Source organism: Paenibacillus sp. Soil787 (genome assembly GCF_001429545.1).
In the GTDB taxonomy this organism is placed as follows: Bacteria; Bacillota; Bacilli; order Paenibacillales; family NBRC-103111; genus Paenibacillus_E.
Map to the genome: position 1 here is coordinate 44568 of NZ_LMSP01000016.1, position 20207 is coordinate 64774.

Genomic DNA, 20207 nt, shown 5'->3' on the forward strand with positions numbered 1-20207 from the left:
GGATTTGGTGGGAACTCGAATTCTATCCATAGTATTCTTCACTTCCCATTCTTCTATGCAGACGCTTTTCTTCGGAATTTACTTTATTTAGCTTTGCATCCTGCTGCGATTATCATGTCCAAAAATAACAAATAAAAACAGGATGCCCGTTATCGGACATCCTGGTAAGTTCTTACTTTGCAGCTGGGCTTGCCGCTGGGCTTGCTGCCGGACTTGCAGCAGGACTTGCTGCTGGAGCTGGGCTCGCTTCCGGTTTCGGCAAATTGTTGGTTTGAATCAAGTTCGGATATTCTTTCTCTGCAAATTCAGACAGGGATTTCTCCGCAAGCTGAGATTTGATTTGTGTTTTGAGCGTATCATCCAGTGGTTTCGTGCTTCTGGACTCTACTTTCATCACGTGGTAACCAAAAGAGGATTCAACCGGATCACTGATTGTGTTCAAAGGAAGCGTACTAGCTGCTTGTTTGAATTCAGGCACCCATTGATTGATGTCTGCATCTTTATACGTACCGCCAGCATCTTTGGAGCCTGGATCGTCGGAATATTCTTTCGCAAGTGCTGCGAAATCGCCGCCTTTATCCAGTTTCCCTTTCACTTCTTTGGCTCTTGCCAAAGCTTCATCTTTGGTACGCAAATCTTTTTGTGTAGCGGCATCCTTCAAGGAGATCAGAATGTGGCTAACTGTTGCAATATCAAAGGCATGAGCAGCCGATTGTTCTTTGTAGGCATCCTGAACAGCTTGATCAGTGATTTTACTTTCCATGCTGCCCATCGAGTAGAAGCTCATTTTCATTAAGGACTCGATATCCTTAAGCTCGACACCATTGTCTTTTAACTGCTTGTCCATTCCGCCTTCTTGCTTACCGAAATAATCCGTGATGGCTTTCATTTGCTCCGTCACTTGTTTGTCAGCATCAGCTTTCACTTTATCATCCGCTTTGGCCGATAGAACACGGAAAGTTACCATTTGCTTCAACATATCTTGTTGAAAAGCCGGGTCTGTCATGAATTGCGCCAGCTGAGGTGAGAACATTTTGTTCACGCTGATGAAAGAGTTAAACTCGCCGCGCGTAATTTTACCGCCCTCTTTATACGTTGCAATCACGTCACTCGGGTTACCTGTTGTTGCTGCAGTAGCGGAAGGTGAAGTTGAAGGTGAAGCTGTTGCTGCACCTTCCTTTTTACTTCCACATGCACTTAGGACTGAAAATGCAAGGAGCAATGCCACCATGCTTAAAATCCATTTTTTCGAAAAACGTCGTTGTCTGCTAGTATCATTTGGCAACATCCTGTAATTCCCCTTTCGTTTTCAGAACATCCTTATATTGTACCAGAAACTTCTCCACCAATTCGATGGAAGCTTCTGGTTTCATGCCTTTACAACGAATAACGATATGAAGCTGTGGGTCCGCATTCAACTTGATTCGACCATCAAAGCCTTTGGACAACGCGATAAGCTTCTGTCCTTCCAGCCTGCCATTCTGGTCAATATGCACCTTGATTAGGTAATCATCCCCTTTTTGGCTGATCGTTTCAATCCGGTACTCCGAACCGTATGCTTTCAAACGAGCCACTGACAGTAAGTTGAACACGGCCTGCGGCAGATCGCCGAAGCGATCAACAAGCTCATCATGCAGATCCGCAGCTTCTTCCAACGTCCGAATGGCGGCCACTTTTTTGTAAATTTCGATTTTTTGCATGCTGTCGTAGATGTAGTCGGATGGTAAATAGGCATCCAATTGTATATCGATGGAAGTATTCCATTCCGGCTCTGGAATGACGGCTTCCCCATCTATTTCTAGTTTCAGCTTTGCAATTTCTTCTGCTAACATTTGGGAATATAAATCAAATCCGACCGATGCAATGAAACCATGCTGCTCTGCTCCAAGCAAGTTGCCAGCGCCACGAATTGATAAATCCCTCATCGCAATTTTAAAGCCTGATCCAAGTTCTGTAAACTCTTTAATCGCTTGAAGGCGTTTTTCCGCCACTTCCGTGAGCACTTTATCACGCTGATACGTGAAATAAGCATACGCAACGCGATTCGATCGTCCTACTCGTCCACGCAGCTGATACAGCTGGGACAGCCCCATTTTATCTGCATCGTGAACAATCAGTGTGTTAACATTCGGAATATCGACACCCGTCTCGATAATGCTGGTGCTTACCAGCACATCGTATTCCCCATCGAGGAAATCAAGGATCGTCTTCTCCAGCTCCTGCTCGCCCATTTGTCCATGTGCAACGGTAACGCGAGCATCCGGAATCATCATGGAAATCTGGTCAGCGATCTGAGTGATACCTTGTACACGGTTATATAAATAATACACTTGACCTTCACGCGCTAATTCCCGCTCAATCGCCTCTCGAACCAGCGTTGGTCCGTACTCAACCACATAGGTCTGGACAGGGAACCGATTTTCCGGCGGAGTCTCGATGACCGATAAATCACGAACACCTAACATCGACATGTGTAAAGTTCTTGGAATCGGTGTTGCAGTCAGCGTGAGCACGTCCACATTCGTCTTGAGCCGTTTCAGCTTCTCTTTGTGGGACACGCCAAAACGCTGCTCTTCATCGACGATAAGGAGTCCAAGATCTTTGAACTGCACATCCTGCGACAATAGCCGGTGAGTACCAATAACGACGTCAACCGTTCCTTTCTTAACACCTTTCATAACTTCGGTCTGCTCCTTCTTGGAGCGGAAACGACTTAACACTTTGACATTAAAAGGATAGCCTGAGAACCGTTCACGGAACGTCTCATAATGCTGCTGAGCCAAAATCGTCGTCGGCACCAAAACAGCAACCTGTTTGCCGTCAATCGCTGCCTTGAAGGCCGCGCGAACCGCAACTTCCGTCTTCCCGTAGCCTACGTCGCCGCAAAGCAAACGGTCCATCGGACGTGCTTTCTCCATGTCTACCTTAATTTCTTCGATCGCGCGAAGCTGATCCCGCGTTTCATCGTAAGGGAACATCGCTTCGAATTCATTCTGATAAGAGCTGTCTTTACTGAATCCGTAGCCAGTTGCAGCTTGGCGCTCTGCGTAAAGCTTGATCAGCTCATCGGCGATATCCTTAACAGATGCCCGCGCCTTGCTCTTCACTCTAGCCCAGTCAGCGCCTCCGAGCTTATAAACCTTCGGTTCCTTCTCTTCAGAACCTACATATTTCTGAATCAAATCAATCTGGTCAATCGGTACAGACAGCTTATCGCCGCCAGCATACATGATGTGGAGGTAATCCTTATGAATACCGCCCACTTCCAAGGTGCCGATCCCAACATACTTACCGATCCCATGATTCACGTGAACTACGTAGTCGCCAACCTTAAGTTCTTGATAGCTTTTGATACGCTCAGCGTTCTCCAGCTTCTTCTCGACCTTACGCGCTTTACGCTGCTTCTGTGTAAAGATCTCGCCTTCTGTAATAACAACCAAATGGATTGAAGGCATTTCAAACCCTGTCTGCAGATTTCCATCTACAATTTCGGGGACGTCAATTTGGTAATCCTGCAGCACCCGACGAACTCGTTCAGCGCGGTCCTCTCCGTTTGCCAACAAAATAACATTGCTTCCATTTTTCTTCCAGCGTTCCATCTCCGCTTTGAGGAGATTCATTTGTCCATGGAAGTTTTGCATGACGCGGCAAACGAAGTTTACTATATTTTGCGGTTGAATCCCTGCCACTTGGCGCAGAAACAGCGATACATATAAGGTCGGGAAAGGCCTGCGATGGAGCAAAGTTTCGTACGATTTGGACAACACAAAAGCCGGCAAGCTCTTCCCCTCTGTCAGCGCATGCATCATCCACTCTGCCTCGTCGCGTTCTAGCTGCTTTGCTGTTTCCAGCAATCGGGCAGGTTCGTCGATGATCAGCACAGTATCCTTAGGCATGTAGTCCATGAGTGTCTGTCTTTCCGTATATAAAAGCGAAATATATTTATAAATACCAGGAAACGTCTGCCCTTCACGAAGCAGCTCAATATCATGTCCGATGCCTTCAAGCAGCTTGTCTTTGGCTGATCGGTCTGTCATTTTCTCCAACTGCGCTTGAAGCAGCTCATAGGCATGCTGCGCAGCTGATTGTAACCGCTTTCTATCCGCTTGAATCTCGCGGCAAGGGGGAATCGTTATCGCGTTTAATTTATCAATTGAACGTTGGTCACTTACATCAAAAGTACGAATAGAATCAACTTCAACATCGAACAGCTCGATTCGAATCGCATTCTCCGACGTTAGCGGAAATAAATCCAGAATTCCGCCGCGTACGCTCATTTCACCTTTGGTCTCAACCCGCTCCACGCGTTCGTAACCCAAGCTGGATAAAGCACTTAAGAGCTCATCCAATTGCACGGTATCCCCTACGTTGACCGTAACGCGGGATTCCTCGAATACTTGCTTGAGCGGAAGCAGACGACGCACACCAGCAAAAGGCGCAATCACAACCCCACGGAAGCCGCCAGCTAACTTGGTGAGAACGTCAATACGCTGCGCTAGCATCTCAGGGCTTGAAGCCGCTTCTTCTGTCGTCAGAAGCTCTTGAGATGGGTAGAGCAGCACTTCATTAGGCGATAGACATTCTAGTAAATCCTCCACTATCTTCTGAGCGGCGAACATATTGTGAGTAACAATGAACAGCGGGCGCGCTAACTCTCGCGCAAGAGTGGCAATCATCACCTGCCTGGAGGAACCGGTAAGTCCGGCAACGAGCTGCTCTTTCATTTCGGACCTGAGGCCTGTCACGATCGTCTGAAAGTCGCTATCCGTAGAAAAAGCTTGAATTAAAGCTTGCAAACAAGTACACTCCCCTCACAAAAAGAAGCCTCGGCACACTTGCCTCGGCTATTGACTCTTTATCTTCATCAATTTTACTGCAACGGACTTGCCAGCAGGGACAATTCTGGGTTTGCTTCTAGCGCCTCACGACAGTAGTCGCAAACGACCCTTACCGTAACATCTCCATTCGTGTTATACGATATTATATCTCTACGCTCATCGGGGGTCAAGAAGTGGAAGCCTAACTGCTGCTCCGTGATCGAATTCTGATTAATTTCCCCAACAAAGGTATGACAATGTCTGCAAATATACTTAATCATATGTATGCCTCCTTCGACTATTCGATTACATCCTAGTATGGCCATTCTTCGGAGAAATTAGCCGAATGTGCCATTGTCATTTTCGAATAGTCGACTTGCATACAATGAGTCTGAAGCAGATGACTAACTTATTTATTGAACTTCGCCATCGTCTTTTCGAATGACTCATTCAGACTGAACAGCATGGCTTCGCAGGTGAGGTCCAGTACCTCATCTATTGATTTCATCTCGTCTTTGGAAAAGTTAGATAAGACATAATCGGCAATATTATAGCCGGGCGCAGGCCTGTTCACACCCACTCGAATGCGATTGAAGCTTTGCGTTCCAGCGTGCTGAATAATGGATTTAATCCCATTGTGACCGCCAGGGCTGCCTTGATACCGGAGTCGAATTTGACCGAATGGTGTATCCATATCATCATAAACGATCGTAACGTCTTCTAGCTTCGCTTTATAAAAGTCCAAGAACGCTCGCATGGATTCGCCCGAAAGATTCATATAAGTCATCGGTTTAAGCAAATATACCTTCGTACCATTGACCACACCTTCGCCTAGAAGCCCCTTGCCTTTATTTTGAAAAGAAGTAATACCCCATTTGGCAGCAAAACGGTCAATGGCCATGAAACCAACATTGTGTCGATTCATTTCATATTGTTTTCCCGGATTACCCAGTCCAATAAAACATTTCATCTTCTTCTAAATCCTCCTAAAGTTAAACTAAAAAAAATCCTTTGCGGAACCATCATCTAGAGGTTATTGTTTACTTATATGAAAAACTAACCATCAAATTTAAAGCTGTGGGTGATTCCGTCCTATGTATTTAAATGGTCAACAGCTTACAACCGATCTTCATTTTCAAGATCATGCTGAATCCTGTATTCCCGTCCAAGTATACTATCAAAATGTATATAAGGATATAGGCTTCATTGAAATCTACACCCTGTATTTTATCAAAGTAAGTAATACATTCTACAATCGGAATACGCACGTTTTTCTTTCCCGACCCGGATATTAAGCGCTTACATATCTATTAATAAAGGATACCCTTCACAAAGCTGTGAGGGTTCCTTGTCTTTCGTTTCGACTAAACCGGCTGTCCTTCAGTCGCAGCCTCGTTCGATGTTTCCGCTTGTCCAACCTTCTCTTCATTATTTGCTGGCTCTTCCACAGCAGTCTCTTTCTGAGGCGAAAGTACCGTGAGAATCAAATCGGTAGGTTCAGACTTCACTTCAATCCCCGCAGGAACGGAGAGTTGGTTTACAAGTATGTTGTCTCCGAGCCCGACGTTTGAAATGTCTACCTTGATCGAGCTTGGTATTTGATTAGGCAAGCATCGTATCTCCAGCTCATGCATCTGAATCTGCACAATACCGCCTTCTTTGGCCCCCTCTGCCTCACCGATAAATTCCAAGCTGACAATCGTTTTAACAGGTTCATCCATATTAATTTGATGAAAATCGACATGGAGCAGCCGCTCTCGTTTTAGTTTGTCCCGCTGGATCTCGTTGATCATCACAGGTTGCTTGCCACTGCCGTCTGGCATATCCAAATCAATAATAGCATGAGGATTGTGGCGCAGCAGCGCAAGTAATTCTTTCATATCAACCGTAATGACCTCAGAGCCCACCTTTTCGCCATACACGACTGCAGGTACTCTGCCTTGAATACGTAGTTGTTTAATATCTGACTTTGTTGTTTCTTTGCGGATTTCCGCTTTTAATGAAAATGCCATAAGAAAAAGAACCTCCTAAGAGTTTTGCTCAGCACGCTTGTTTGGACAAGCAGTGCCAAGTAGGTAACAGCTAGTTCATAGCCTACCCAACCTCAAGAAGTTCCATCCAATTTCATCCTCACAAAGTGAGATTTACCGTTCCTAAATCATGAATCTACTCTTTGTTCTTTTTATTTTCCTTCTTCGCTTTTGCTCGTGCTCTAATTTTATCCGCATAGCCAGGCTTGTTGGATTGTCTCTCGCGGGCAATCGCTAGATCGCCATCATCAACGGAATGTGTAATTGTAGAGCCTGCCACGACATAAGCGCCCTTGCCAATTTTCACTGGAGCAATCAGATTCACATTACTGCCCACGAAAGCATCATCGCCAATTTCCGTTAAACTCTTATTGAATCCGTCATAGTTCACGGTAATGGCGCCGCAGCCAATGTTTACATTCGTGCCGACTACCGCATCTCCTACATAGCTTAAATGAGAAACTTTCGACCCCTCACCCAGCGTTGCGTTCTTAATCTCAACAAAGTCGCCAACTTTCACTTGCTTCCCAAGTTTCGCGCCAGGTCTCAAATAAGCAAACGGCCCCACACTTGCCTCACAATCCACATAGGCATCCTGAAGGACGGATTGCTTAATCGTAACCTCATCCCTTATCGTCGAATCGATAATTTCCGTTTGCGGTCCAATTGTACATTGTTCCCCAATAACGGTGCGCCCCCGCAAAATAGTACCTGGCAGCAGGACTGTATCCATGCCGATGGTAACATCTTTTTCAATATACGTATTAGATGGATCTACAATCGTAACCCCGTTCAGCATGTGCTCACGGTTAATACGCGCTTTAAACAATCGCTCGGCTTCAGCAAGAGCAATACGATCGTTCACACCGATTGACTCTGCGCTGTCCTCCATGCAGTAGCCTTGAACAACTTCTCCTGCTCCTTTCATAATCCCAATGACATCAGTCAAATAGTATTCATTTTGCGTATTATTGTTCGTGACCGACGCTAAGGCCTTGAATAGTTTCTGATTATCGAAAATATAAGTACCTGTGTTGATCTCCTGAACAGCTGCCTCCTCGCTGCTGCAGTCCTTCTGCTCAACAATCCTTGCTACTCGGCCGTCTTCACTCCGAATAATACGTCCATAACCATACGGCTCATCGAGTTTGGCTGTCAGAATTGTCGCAGACGCTCCAGACAGCTCATGCAGCTCAATAGTGCTCATCAAGGTGGCTTCCGAAATCAGCGGTGTATCGCCGCAAATGACAACCGTCATCCCTTCCTCTTCGCCAAGAGCATCCTTCGCTTGAAGAACTGCATGACCTGTTCCCAACTGCTGCTCCTGTAAAGCATACTCCACTCGATCACCCAGATGTCCCTTCACGGCTTCCGCCCCGAATCCAACAATAACGAGTGCTCTTGTTACTTCTATATGCTGAAGCGTGTCGACAACGTGTTCCACCATTGGCTTACCTACAACCGGATGAAGCACCTTGTACAGCTTCGATTTCATGCGTTTTCCTTGTCCTGCGGCCAGTACAATTCCCATAAGTTTCAACTATCATCCAACCCCTTTAATATAAATAGTTACACACTACTATATGTATAATCGATGAGTTCTCCACCAAATATAGCATCAATACTACCCAAAAGAAAAGAGAGCCCGAGGGCTCTCTCAATAATCTGAATTATGCGCCTTCTTCTATTACCTCTTCTTCTACAGCCGCGCGATCGTATTCAGCTAGTACCGCCGCTTGAATTTTCTCGCGTGTTGTGGAAGAAATCGGATGAGCGATATCACGGAATTCACCATCCGGTGTTCGTTTACTTGGCATAGCCACGAACATCCCATTATTCCCGTCGATGACACGAATGTCGTGAACGACGAACTCGTTATCAATGGTAATGGAAGCAATCGCCTTCATCCTCCCCTCGGAGTTGACCCGGCGGAGTCTTACATCTGTAATTTGCACTTGTGTTCACCACCTTTTTCCATCTCTGAGACTTGGGTGTAATATTCCACATCGTTGTGCAAATTCCTTCTTCTTTTTTTGAAATTTTCGATAATTTTATACAATCTTAATGTTAATGTTAAATTTCGACAGAAATCACAGCAATTAACTCAATTTCGACAAAAACATCACGGGGTAATCTGGCCACTTCGACAGTGGATCTAGCCGGTTTATGGTCTCCGAAGTACGATCCATAAATGTCATTCAGCTCTGCAAACTGATTCATATCCTTCAAAAACACAGTCGCTTTCACAACTTGATCAAATGATGAACCTGCTGCTTCAAGCACACCCTTCAAATTCGCGAACACTTGATGGGCTTGTTCCTTGATTCCGCCCTGTACAATCTGACCATCCAAGCCAAGTGGAATTTGTCCGGAAGTAAAGAGAAGGTTACCTAGCTTAACAGCTTGCGAGTAAGGTCCGATAGCAGCAGGTGCTGCTGTTGTTGAAATAAGTTCCATCGTTTTACGAATCTCCTTTTTTACTATCAAAATAGTTGCCTGGCTCTACTGTGATTTGTTTCGTCTTGGAATCTACGCCGTATAAACGAGCAAGCGATACGTAGTGATCGACCAAATGCTCTTCAACTTCACATGACTCCATGAATACACCAACCCCTTGAACCGAGGCTTTGAATTCCGCTAACAAATCCATCATACCGTGGATGGTACCGCCAACATGCATGAAATCATCAATGATAAGCACCTTTGACTCTTCTTTCAAAGCACGCCTTGCGAGTGACATCGTCTGGATCCGCTTGTTGGACCCTGAAACATAGTTGATGCTAACCGCTGATCCTTCCGTTACTCGACTGTCCCTGCGGACAATCACAACGGGCAAATTCATATAAGTTGCCGTCGCATAGGCGAGCGGAATGCCTTTCGTCTCTACCGTCATAATCACATCAATATCACGACCAGCGAAGGCGGATGCAAACGTCTTGCCAATTTCATTCAAATATTGGGGCTGCCCCATAATATCTGACATATACAAATAACCGCCTGGAAGAATCCGTTCTGGCTGCTGCATTTGTGAACAAAGGTTCTGTATAAATTTCAGTGATACTTCCTTAGGCACCTTTGGTGAAAATTTCACACCTCCGGCAGCCCCCGCAAGCGTATTCAGCTCGCCTAGTCCTTCTTCTTCAAATACTTCCTTGATGATCGCTAAATCTTCACTTATGGAGGATTTAGCAGAGTTGTAACGCTCGGCAAAAGTCGTTAAAGGGATTAACGAATGGGGGCGGAATAACAAATATTGCGTCATTTCCACCAGCCTAGCGCTCCTTTTCAACTTTTTCATCGCACTACCCCCAAAAATCCGAATATTATAATGAAAATATACCATTTTTATACGTATTTATTCAAGCTTCTCATGAAAATTATATTAACATCAACATAACATCAATCTAACACAATTTATAACGATGGTTGAAGTCATAGTCCACCCTCTATGCAATCAAGGATAAACGACTCCGTCGTCCTTAAGGGAACGAGCGCGTTTGTCAAGGTAGATGCGAAGCAAAAGTATAAAACTTATACTTTCTTATCCACGAAAAAAGAGCCCTTCGCGGGCCCTGCAACCGTCCTACTTCATTTACGTCAACATCCGCACTGCGTAAACATCCTTACAAAACCCACGCAGCCCGTTATATATCCGAGGCACTTTCGCTTCCTTGGATACGAGACCGAATACCGTCGGCCCGCTGCCCGACATCAGCACACCATCCGCACCAAGCCTCTGCATGCATTCTTTGAGATGTCTCACCTCGGGATAAAGATCCAGTGTCACTTCCTCAAGCACATTGCCGAGGCTTCCGCAAAGCTGATCGAACCGCTTCTCTCGAATCGCGCCCAGCACACCTTCCGTCGAAGGATGATGTTTAATCTCCCGAGCATTCAACTTCCCGTAAATCTCCGATGTGGACACATTGATAGGCGGCTTCGCAAGCACGACCCAGCACTGTGGCGGCGAGACGATCGGTTCCAGCTTCTCTCCACGCCCTCTAGCGACAGCCGTCCCTCCCGTTACGCAGAAGGGTACATCCGAGCCAAGCTCCGCTCCAAGCACCTGCAGCTCTTCCATAGGGATGTTTAAGTTCCAAAGCCGATTCAAACCTCTAAGTGTAGCTGCCGCATCACTGCTGCCCCCTGCTAGACCCGCTGCAACGGGGATCTGCTTGTCCAAATGGATGTAGACGCCCTGTTTGACATCGTATCGATCCTTAATAAGGCGTGCCGCCTGAAAGGCCAAGTTCTTCTCATCCAGCGGTATATACCCCGCCTGACTAGATATGATGATGGTGTCCCGCGAAAGCTCCTGCATTTCGATCCGATCCGCTAGATCTACCATCGTCATGACCATCTCAACTTCATGGTAACCGTCCGATCTTTTATGTAAAACATCAAGGGATAAATTGATTTTAGCCGGTGCTTTTTCAAAAATCTTCATCAGATCACCTTCTTTTGCTCGTTTGCCGTTAAAATATTATAACAAAAGCGCAAAAAAAAAGCTAAAGCATTCGCTTTAGCTGTAGAAGGGACTCTGTTCCGCTTACGTTGCCTGCTGTGACCCATCAATTATATGATTTGAAACTGCAGCATTAGGTTGCATTGGAATAGAAGGTCTATAGGCGTTTACATTGGTCGTGTTCTGCGTTGCAGGTGTATATGAGGATTGCATTTGCTGCGTTCCACTATATTGATTCTGATTAAAGCTCGGTTGAGGCTGCGAATAGGTTTGTGGAGAAGGAACAGATTGATAGGTGGACTGATGATAATTCGACGGATTTGAGGTAGGTTGATTGTAGTTAGGTTGACTATAGTTAGGTTGATTGTAGGTGGTTTGATGATAATTCGGCTGACTATACGTTGATTGCGTCTGATTGATGGAAGAAGCCGAAGGGTTATATTGTTTTACCAGCTGTTCCTGAGCAATTTGGATCGCCCGCTTCACCATGTTCCCCGCATCCTTCGTTCGGATGCCCTCCCAGCCCTCACGCTGCACCACATCATAAAACCCTAGATCTTTAGCTAATTCATATTTAAAGCTTTCGGACATGATCCCTCTTCTGCGACTCATAGTTGTGGAACCTCCTTAGAGTTTTGCTATAGTATGCCCAACCCGGTAAGGTCCATTCAAATGCAAAAACAGACCCTCAGGGTCTGCTCATATAGGAATGCATTAAGCTAATGTTGGATGTAGGTGATACGAACCTGCCCATCGTCATTACACACGGTAACTTCAACGGATTCGGTAAGGATATCGGCGTAACTGTACGACACTCGTTTAAAGGCGTGGGATTCTTGATCTAATTTCACAATAAACACAGAAGGGTAGGTTTCTTCTAAAACACCAGAACGCTCGACAGTCTTTCGACGGCCACCATTCGCTCTTAACATGATCTTCTGCCCAACGTGGGGCTCCAAACTGCGTTTGATCTCCAACAGCGCATTTTTTGCCATTGTCAACTACCACCTCTTTCCTAGTTAATTATAACCCATTCAGACAGGCATGTCAAACGCGGTCAAATATTATATCAGCACCACATTCCTGTTGTCAACGGCATTTTCGCTTAATTTTCGAATTCCCCCTCTTACAGGTTGTCTCCAAAGTTCGCAAATTATTCACACTTTTCCACTAAAAAAAGAACACCTACCTAGTCAGCCTCCTCCAAGGAGTCGAATGACAGGTAAGTGTTGCTGCTGCATACTGTATGTTTTGTCGGTTCATTTTGTTTTTACGTGTAATATTGGAATATTTAAACATGATCTTCCGTATGTTGAATACCTGGAACCCCCATGCGATAGCTCCCTCTCGTCTCTACCCCACCTAACCCTTCAAGACCTGTGACTGTCAATTCAACAATATCAAGCATGGATATGGTATCCTTCACGGAAGTATACGACAGTTTAGCCGCGATACAAAGCGGATCTAAGGCGTGAATGAGGATACGAGCAGGAGAACTCGCAAAATTAGCTCCAGCCCTCAGTAAGGCCTCAAAATGAGACTGACAGGCACCAGCCACAATAATCATGGAGTCCCGGTTGCGCTCATACTGCCTAGCGACCTGCACAGCATTCACGAAGTTTTGTGAATTCTTATAGCTGGCAAGGCTGTATGGACCTCCACTTTTGCGATGTTTAAGGATCCCGTCATGACCGGTAACAACAACAATGTCTGGCTTAATTTGTGGAAGCAGCCTATGAAGAGCATCCGCCATTTGTGCTTCAGGAATATAAAACCCCTCAGCAGGAATACGCAATTCCCCATAGATCTGCATACTTTTACGTAAGTAGGTTGGATCGCCATCTAGGTGCAGCACTTTGCCAGGCACTTCGAAATAGCTTTTATTGACATTTTGATTATGGTTAATAGAGAGTTGGTTCTTCTCCTGCAGCTGCATCTGGGATACAGCCAGACGCCGGAGCGACTCCCGAAATTCGGGTGAACTCGATCGCGGATGATCTATGGCATCAACCGGATTTGAAATGGTCAAATCAGCTAGAGGCGCATCCGCGAGTAGCCTATAATCCACACCACGCAGGATAGCCTTCAGCTGCTCTATGCGCTCAATCTTAAACATGACGTCGCCGCCATAGGATTTACGGGTAACATAGTCTCCTTGCCTCATCGCACAAATCCCCTCCTAGGGGTATTCTATGGCGAAACTAGGCATTTGGTGCGGGTTATTTGCAGCCGTGCGCGCGAAGCGCCGACGACAAGCGCGCGAACTCTTCCATACTGAGCGTTTCGCCGCGACGCGATGGCTCTATGTTAATGCCAAGCAGCAGCGCTTCCAGCTCGGGCTTGTTTTCTTTCGTAAAGAACCGCGCAGCTAGGTTATTGTAAAGGGTTTTGCGCCGCTGGACGAAGGACGCCTGGACGACGGCGAAGAAGAAGTCCACATCCGCCACCTCGACCGGCGGGGTTTTGCGCACACGCAGCCGGATCACAGCGGAGTCGACGTTCGGCTGCGGCACGAAGACGGTGCGCGGCACGATCGTGACAAGCTCCGGCTCACAGTGGAACTGCACGGCAATGCTGAGGCTGCCGTAATCTTTGGTGCCCGGGCGAGCCGCCATGCGGTCGGCCACCTCTTTTTGAATCATCACGACGATATTCTCCAAGGGAAGCTTCTCTTCGAGAAGCTTCATGATGATCGGCGTCGTGATGTAGTAAGGCAGGTTGGCGACGACACTGACGCCATCCATGCCCTCGAAGTGCTGCCGGAACAATTCCGGCAGGTCGGTCTTCAAGATGTCCCCATGGACGACGGTAGCATGGGGATAAGGCTCTAGCGTCTCGTCCAGGATGGGCAGCAGACGCTGATCGATCTCGACGGCCAAGACGCGCCCAGCGAGCTTGGCCAGCTGCTGCGTGAGAGCCCCAATGCCAGGGCCGATCTCAAGCGCAGCCTTGTTCGGCCCGAGCTCAGCGGCCATGACAATCTTACTTAGGATATTTTGGTCAATCAGGAAGTTTTGACCTAAGCTCTTTTTGAGCACTAGACCATTTCTTTTAATAATTTGTTTCGTTTTACTCGGTGTAGCTACGTCATCTGCTGTTACGATCACTTCATTGTTGGGTACATTCATAATATAAACCTCATTATCTATAGGTTCTGGATTTCATAATTTAATTCAACATGGCATCCTACTGAAATTCGGTATGCATAGTCACAAGCTCAGGAGCTTGCTATATGATCTAGTTGGATAATGTCGCAGGAAGGAGACTGTCGGTTCATTCATTCAATTTCTGTTCAACATCAACGTATCTTAAATTGGAAACAATCGTCATCTATGCACACTTGAGGTTGCCGATTGAACGAATCCATATTGTCTATTTGAATGATGTTGTAGAAAGTGCAACAATTACTGCCTTGAACCCGCCTCTCACCCTTCGTTGTTGTATATTGTACAACAATCGGGGCAGAAATAACCGATTTTGCAGCAAAAGGGCTTACTTGAAATCGACATCCATTCTACTTATCAGCTTCCAAATGTTCCAAAGCCGCCTCAAATTCCTCACGCGATATTTGAAACATCGCACAGCGCTTATAAAACTGCTTGCCGTTGCAATAGCCAATTCCGAGCGCTTTACCCACAATCAGCCGGCGAGACGCCGCCTCAGCATGAACAATCAACCCTGCGGCCATGAGATCCTCCATGGTCAAAAGCGAAACCGCACCATCATATTCCGTACGGAGGCTCTGAAGAGCCTGACGGATCGTCTCAGGCGTCGCATTCTCGACGCCGATGTCACCCTTGTACTCAGCCTGCTCCTGCGTAATGAAGGCATGCTTGCAGCCAGGCACCTTGGCTGCTACAATCTTCCGAATCCGTTCACCTGCGTGATCCGGATCCGTAAATATAATAACGCCTCTGCGCTGCTGCGCAAGAGCAATACGCTTTAGCACGGCTTGCCCTATCGCAGACCCGCCAGTTTCAATCGTATCTGCCTCTACCGCTCGGCGAATAGCAGCTGTATCGTCTTTGCCTTCGACGACGATCACTTCTTTAATCATAAACGGTTCCCTTCCCAGTAGCTAAGGATAAACGACACTTTCGCCCTCTCTGGACGAGCGCGTTTGTCAAGGTTGATGCGAAGCGATGTATACTACTTATACGATCGCATATCAACAGAAAAAGAAGAGGGGTCCCCTCTTCTTTTGCCCAGGTTGTTACCTGGCAACGTATATATGACATTCTTCCCGCTGAGACACACGTTTACACGTTAATTTTCAGACGGCTTTTTCGGTCCTACCACATACACGGTGTACCCTTGCTTCGTTCCGAATTTATTGGCATATCCATGATCTTCAAAGAAGACATCAATCATTTGACCTTTCACACCGCTGCCAATATCTTCAGCACGGCGGAAGCCAATGCCCTCAATGTAAACCCACCATCCGAGCGGGATTACTTTCGGATCAACCGCAATCGTGCGGCCTTCTGTCACGGTAGTCCCTGTATAGGTTTTACCGAAACCAGGGGATCCTTCGGACTTACCTGTAGATTCCTCGTCTGCGGAATAGGCAGTCAACTTCACATTCTTCAGGATTTGTTTATACCCAAAAGTCACGCCATTCTTCGAAACCTCATCCACACTAGGGGACGACGAAGAAAGAACAACTACAGGGTTTTTCGTGCCCACGGACACCACTTTATTAATGCTTTCTGTTTGTACTTCTTCACCCACAACTGCTTCCGCGACTAAAACACCGTCTTCGAAAGTCTTTTCTTTCTTTTTCAAGAGTACGCCCTCTTTACCTTCTTGGACGACTTGCTCTTTGCCTTTGAGCAGCGATGCGTCGCTCTTCTTTTCCGTATCGAACGCAATCGGCTCAGTTACTTCCTCCGTCTCTTTTTTCACACGGACGATTTTGATTTCATCGCCTGAGCTTAGAGCGGCTGTCGGTTCGGGAGTTAAACGATCGTGCTCCCCAAGTGCAATATGTAAACGTTGCAATGCACTTTCTACCGTTCTTGCAGTTGTGTAAACAGTGGTGGTCTTTCCATCAGCAGTCAATTGAATCGGTGAGGCATGTTCGATGACAATTTTGTCTCCACCCTTGATTGTTGTCGTTGGCGCAGCAGAAATTTCATCGTGTTCACCAATCTTTATGGCTTGTTCATCCAGTAGGCGTTGCAGGACCCATTGCTTCGTTTGCACAACAGTTTCTTGTCCATTCACAACCACGGATACGCTCTTGGTAGCCGTACCGTACAACAACACCAAAAACATGAAAGTCATTGCGATTGAAATTATGGCTAAGCTTAAAATCAAACGCAAGTTTTCATGCTTCCATCGCAATGCGAAGGACATGCTGGATGATCGTTTTACATGGGTCTCGCTAATAGAGATACTGCCCACTTCTTCGGTCCTCCTTCAAAGCCTCGCCGCCAGGTTACAGCATGATTAGATTTGACGCGACTAAGGTTTTTTAGTTTAACTTAACGTGTTCGCCATCAGCAGTACGGTGCTATACCGCTGCCTTCTGGTCGTCCCACACCAGTTTGCCTATTCAACATTCATATGAATTCCGGGCAATTTTTAGTCGTCCGAATTGTGTATAGCCCTTTATGAAGACAAAAAGCCAGCAAGAAGAGGACTCTTCTCGCTGGCTTTTTTTGCATAGTAAATACACAAATAGCACGCACGACAATCGTTACCTCTCTTACGCTTACGAGGTTAGCTGACGGATTCGGACGTGAGAGTCGCCCTACTATGAGCATACGAAGTATGCTCAAAGATTCACCCCTGTTACTCACTCTGTTCACTCAAGAAGCATGCTTCTTCAGCTTACAGTGGTTCCCCCGTTCCCATAAATGGAACTCAGCGAATGGAAAAATGGCAAATTGGTTATTAAGTTATTATGAAAAGTATATTACGCTGTTAATCTTAACCTGTAAAGGGATTAACACCTACTAAAAAGGGCTAAATTGAATAAAATTAGATTAAATAGGCAATAAAATAGCCCTATTTCTACTTATATCTCACTATCACGTACGTATACTAACTCTTTTCAACTTTCCACCCCTAAACTAGGCTTAAATTACAAATTTGTTTATAATGATCGTATAGGAAAACGATTCATAAATACCAATAATTTGCTAATCAGGGAGGCAATGAGATGAGCTCCATTCTACAAGTTGACTCTTTATACGGGGGATATTTACCAAATAAACCCGTTCTTCATGACCTAACCTTTTCAATTCGTCAAGGTGAAATGATGGGTCTGATCGGACTTAATGGTGCGGGTAAAAGTACGACAATCAAAAACATTCTCGGCCTTCTTCAACCGCAAAAAGGATCCATACGAATCAACGGACTAACTTTAGCTGAAAATCCTTTGTCCTATCGAGCAACCTACGCTTATGTACCCGAAAGTCCTGAGCTTTACGAAGAGCTTACGATCCGTGAACACCTTGAGTTAACCGCTATGGCCTACGGCTTGTCGAAGGACGACTATTCGGCTCGATCCAGCTCACTTTTGGAGCAGTTTCAAATGAAGGACAAGCTGAACAGCTTCGCCAGCCATTTATCCAAAGGAATGAAACAGAAAGTCATGATTATGAACGCATTTCTGATTGAACCCTCGTTATATATTATCGATGAACCCTTTCTCGGTCTCGATCCTTTAGCGATCCGTTCCTTACTAGAATTAATGGTCAAAATGAAACACAAAGGAGCATCATTCCTCATCTCATCGCATATTTTGTCTACAATTGAAAAATATTGCGATAACTATGTTGTCCTTCACCGAGGCCGTATGGTTGCTCAGGGGGATCTAGTCGAATTGCGCGAGCAAACCGAACTCCCTGGAGCGTCACTAGACGACATTTTCTACAAGCTCGTACAAGGGGATTCGTTATGAGAAATATGGACATCAACACCCGTGCCTTATGGCAGCAAAGATTCGAACATTATATGAAGGAATCCATGGGCTATTGGCAATACGCAGCGCGTAGTAATTTCATCGGTCTCGTGTTGTTTCTTGTCATCATTTCTTCCTATTATTATGCAAAAATACTACAGCGTCTTCCGACAGATTATCCCTATCTATGGATCGTGCTTTTGCTGCTCGTTCCGCTTCTTTCTTCAAGCCCCATTCGTACATTGGTAAGGAAAGCAGACCGCATGTTTTTGTTACGGATCGAACATCAAATGGGCGCTTATTTCCGAAGCGGACTCATGTACAGTTTGACACTTCAAGCTTTTGGGACATTTATCGCCTGGGTGGTCTTATGGCCGCTTTATCACCACTGCCTCGGCGCTTCAGAGCAGCATTTCTTACTGATGCTTGCACTACTTCTTCTATTAAAGATAGCTAATTTATTAGCTAGTTGGCAGGAAAGTCGTTTTACTCATGAGCGCACCAGATTAGCTTCGATTAGCTTTCGCTGGATGGCAACAACCGCTCTCATTTCGCTGCAATTCCTCACCAGCATTTTATGGGCAAGCGGTGCTGCACTGCTACTCATTTTCGTATGGTTAGCAGCCATTCATTTCGTATCGAAATACGTCATCGGCTGGGACTACTTGATCACCAAGGAAAATCAGCAGCAAGCTCGACTTTACGCCTTTTTTAGCTGGTTCGTCGATGTGCCTCAGATGGGAACGCGAATAGCCCGCCGAAGTTGGATCAGCGGGCTTACACGGTTCATACCTTTTAGACAAGATGCTGCCTATTTGTACCTATATATGAAGACATTGCTGCGTACGGAGCTGTTCGCAATCGTATTGCGTATCACCTTGTTAGGTGTACTAGCTATAGCCGTTTCAAGCAGCGGTACTGGAAGGAGCTTAATCTTCCTGATTGCCCTTATGATTTCACTTGTCCAGTTATCGTCACTCGAGCGCGCTCATCGCTATACGTTCTGGCTTGAGATGTATCCGCTCAATCAGAATACGAAAGCAGGTTCATTGGCCTTTATCATTTGGTTAGCCTTATTGCTAGAGCTATGTATCTTGACGATTCCTCTTATGATTCGCTCTTCACCAATCTATCTGCTCGTTCCACTCATCAGTCTCATCTTCATTTCTTTCAGCTGCGGCATTGTGCTTCGCCGTAAGTTCGAGAAGAACATTTTACTTGAGACCTAGCAATCGAATTGCATTGTTTGTTGTTATTTCCGCAATCTCTTCCAAAGTCATACCCCGAATTTCCGCGGCTGTCTCAGCTACCAAGCGAACATAGCCGGTTTCATTACGCTTGCCGCGGAAAGGATGCGGGGTCAGATAGGGAGCATCGGTCTCAATTAACAAACGATCTAATGGAACTTGCGCCAGCACTTCCTTCGGTTGCCTAGCGTTCTTAAACGTAACTGGACCCCCAAAAGAAATATGGAAATTCATATTCAGACACTGCTTCGCCGTCTCCCAGCTTCCTGAGAAGCAGTGCATGATTCCCCCTACTTCCTCGGCCTTCTCTTCTTTTAAAATATGCAAAATATCTTGATGGGCATCTCGATTATGTATGACTATGGGCATCCCCAATTTACGCGCTAGACGAATTTGCTCCCGAAATACCCGCTGCTGTACATCCCTCGGCGACTTATCCCAGTAGTAATCCAGTCCAATTTCCCCGATGGCGACAACTTTCTCATGCTTGCACAACTCTTCTATCCATTCTAAGTCGCCAGGCATCATATCAATAGCATCAACAGGATGCCACCCTACCGTTGAATAGATGAAATCATACCTCTCAGCAAGCGCAATTGAGCTGGGGATGGTCTCTCGATTGAATCCCACATTCACTATTCTTGTCACTCCGGCTTCAAGCGCGCGCCCTATCACTTCATCTTGATCTTCATTAAATTGTTCAGCATTTAAATGTGTGTGTGAATCCGTTAGCATCTT

At 46.0% G+C, this 20207-nt stretch carries 18 protein-coding genes, 1 pseudogene and 1 riboswitch; of the genes and pseudogenes, 2 read left to right on the forward strand and 17 right to left on the reverse strand.

What is annotated here, in order from left to right; genetic code table 11:
• Positions 1 to 172: 172 nt before the first annotated feature.
• The 16 genes and pseudogenes from ASG93_RS17385 to ASG93_RS17460 all read right to left on the reverse strand — a co-directional run bounded on the left by ASG93_RS17385 (position 173) and on the right by ASG93_RS17460 (position 16718).
• Positions 173 to 1288, reverse strand: coding sequence for a peptidylprolyl isomerase (locus ASG93_RS17385; protein WP_056833821.1), 1116 nt, complete (start codon positions 1286 to 1288; stop codon positions 173 to 175).
• Positions 1275 to 4796, reverse strand: coding sequence for a transcription-repair coupling factor (mfd, locus tag ASG93_RS17390; RefSeq protein WP_056833822.1), 3522 nt, complete (start codon positions 4794 to 4796; stop codon positions 1275 to 1277). Before mfd ends, ASG93_RS17385 begins: the two co-directional genes overlap by 14 nt.
• Before the next feature lie 74 nt (positions 4797 to 4870).
• Positions 4871 to 5098: an anti-sigma-F factor Fin family protein gene (locus tag ASG93_RS17395; RefSeq protein ID WP_047682997.1), complete on the reverse strand. Its 228-nt coding sequence runs from the start codon at positions 5096 to 5098 to the stop codon at positions 4871 to 4873.
• A gap of 128 nt (positions 5099 to 5226) precedes the next feature.
• Entirely contained in the window at positions 5227 to 5787 is a 561-nt protein-coding gene (pth, locus tag ASG93_RS17400) for an aminoacyl-tRNA hydrolase (RefSeq protein ID WP_056833823.1), read from the reverse strand.
• Between the two features lie 394 nt (positions 5788 to 6181).
• Positions 6182 to 6829 carry a 50S ribosomal protein L25 gene (locus ASG93_RS17405; RefSeq protein WP_056833824.1) on the reverse strand — a complete coding sequence of 216 codons (648 nt, stop codon included), beginning with the start codon at positions 6827 to 6829 and terminating at the stop codon, positions 6182 to 6184.
• A 154-nt stretch (positions 6830 to 6983) separates the two neighbouring features.
• A complete protein-coding gene (gene glmU / locus ASG93_RS17410; protein WP_056833825.1) occupies positions 6984 to 8387 on the reverse strand; it encodes a bifunctional UDP-N-acetylglucosamine diphosphorylase/glucosamine-1-phosphate N-acetyltransferase GlmU in 1404 nt (467 codons plus the stop codon).
• A gap of 130 nt (positions 8388 to 8517) precedes the next feature.
• Positions 8518 to 8802: a septation regulator SpoVG gene (spoVG, locus tag ASG93_RS17415; protein WP_028557369.1), complete on the reverse strand. Its 285-nt coding sequence runs from the start codon at positions 8800 to 8802 to the stop codon at positions 8518 to 8520.
• 118 nt (positions 8803 to 8920) lie between these two features.
• Positions 8921 to 9304, reverse strand: a complete 384-nt coding sequence (locus ASG93_RS17420) for a RidA family protein (RefSeq protein ID WP_029198000.1) — start codon at positions 9302 to 9304, stop codon at positions 8921 to 8923.
• Positions 9305 to 9308: 4 nt separating this feature from the next.
• Entirely contained in the window at positions 9309 to 10145 is an 837-nt protein-coding gene (gene purR, locus ASG93_RS17425) for a pur operon repressor (RefSeq protein ID WP_056833826.1), read from the reverse strand.
• Between the two features lie 294 nt (positions 10146 to 10439).
• Positions 10440 to 11294, reverse strand: a complete 855-nt coding sequence (gene ispE / locus ASG93_RS17430) for a 4-(cytidine 5'-diphospho)-2-C-methyl-D-erythritol kinase (RefSeq protein WP_056833827.1) — start codon at positions 11292 to 11294, stop codon at positions 10440 to 10442.
• Positions 11295 to 11753: 459 nt separating this feature from the next.
• Positions 11754 to 11924, reverse strand: a pseudogene (locus tag ASG93_RS33650) (small, acid-soluble spore protein, alpha/beta type); the annotation flags it as partial.
• 107 nt (positions 11925 to 12031) lie between these two features.
• On the reverse strand, positions 12032 to 12307 hold the full coding sequence (gene veg / locus ASG93_RS17440; protein ID WP_028557365.1) for a biofilm formation stimulator Veg: 276 nt from the start codon (positions 12305 to 12307) through the stop codon (positions 12032 to 12034).
• 296 nt (positions 12308 to 12603) lie between these two features.
• The gene (yabG, locus tag ASG93_RS17445) at positions 12604 to 13476 is read right to left on the reverse strand and encodes a sporulation peptidase YabG (RefSeq protein WP_056833829.1); all 873 of its coding nucleotides are present in this window, start codon (positions 13474 to 13476) and stop codon (positions 12604 to 12606) included.
• Between the two features lie 55 nt (positions 13477 to 13531).
• A complete protein-coding gene (rsmA, locus tag ASG93_RS17450; protein WP_056833830.1) occupies positions 13532 to 14440 on the reverse strand; it encodes a 16S rRNA (adenine(1518)-N(6)/adenine(1519)-N(6))-dimethyltransferase RsmA in 909 nt (302 codons plus the stop codon).
• Between the two features lie 386 nt (positions 14441 to 14826).
• On the reverse strand, positions 14827 to 15369 hold the full coding sequence (gene rnmV, locus ASG93_RS17455) for a ribonuclease M5 (protein ID WP_056833831.1): 543 nt from the start codon (positions 15367 to 15369) through the stop codon (positions 14827 to 14829).
• A gap of 209 nt (positions 15370 to 15578) precedes the next feature.
• A complete protein-coding gene (locus ASG93_RS17460; protein ID WP_056833832.1) occupies positions 15579 to 16718 on the reverse strand; it encodes a 3D domain-containing protein in 1140 nt (379 codons plus the stop codon).
• A gap of 292 nt (positions 16719 to 17010) precedes the next feature.
• Positions 17011 to 17196: riboswitch (cyclic di-AMP (ydaO/yuaA leader) on the reverse strand.
• A gap of 282 nt (positions 17197 to 17478) precedes the next feature.
• On the opposite strand from ASG93_RS17460, the gene ASG93_RS17465 reads away from it, so the two are divergent.
• Entirely contained in the window at positions 17479 to 18222 is a 744-nt protein-coding gene (locus ASG93_RS17465; RefSeq protein ID WP_056833833.1) for an ABC transporter ATP-binding protein, read from the forward strand.
• A complete protein-coding gene (locus tag ASG93_RS17470) occupies positions 18219 to 19451 on the forward strand; it encodes an ABC transporter permease (protein WP_056833834.1) in 1233 nt (410 codons plus the stop codon). Before ASG93_RS17465 ends, ASG93_RS17470 begins: the two co-directional genes overlap by 4 nt.
• On the opposite strand, the gene ASG93_RS17475 is transcribed toward ASG93_RS17470, so the two are convergent.
• Complete coding sequence (locus ASG93_RS17475; RefSeq protein WP_056833835.1) at positions 19437 to 20204, reverse strand: TatD family hydrolase; 768 nt, start codon at positions 20202 to 20204, stop codon at positions 19437 to 19439. The two genes, ASG93_RS17470 and ASG93_RS17475, sit on opposite strands and share 15 nt — an antisense overlap.
• Between the last annotated feature and the right edge of the window lie 3 nt (positions 20205 to 20207).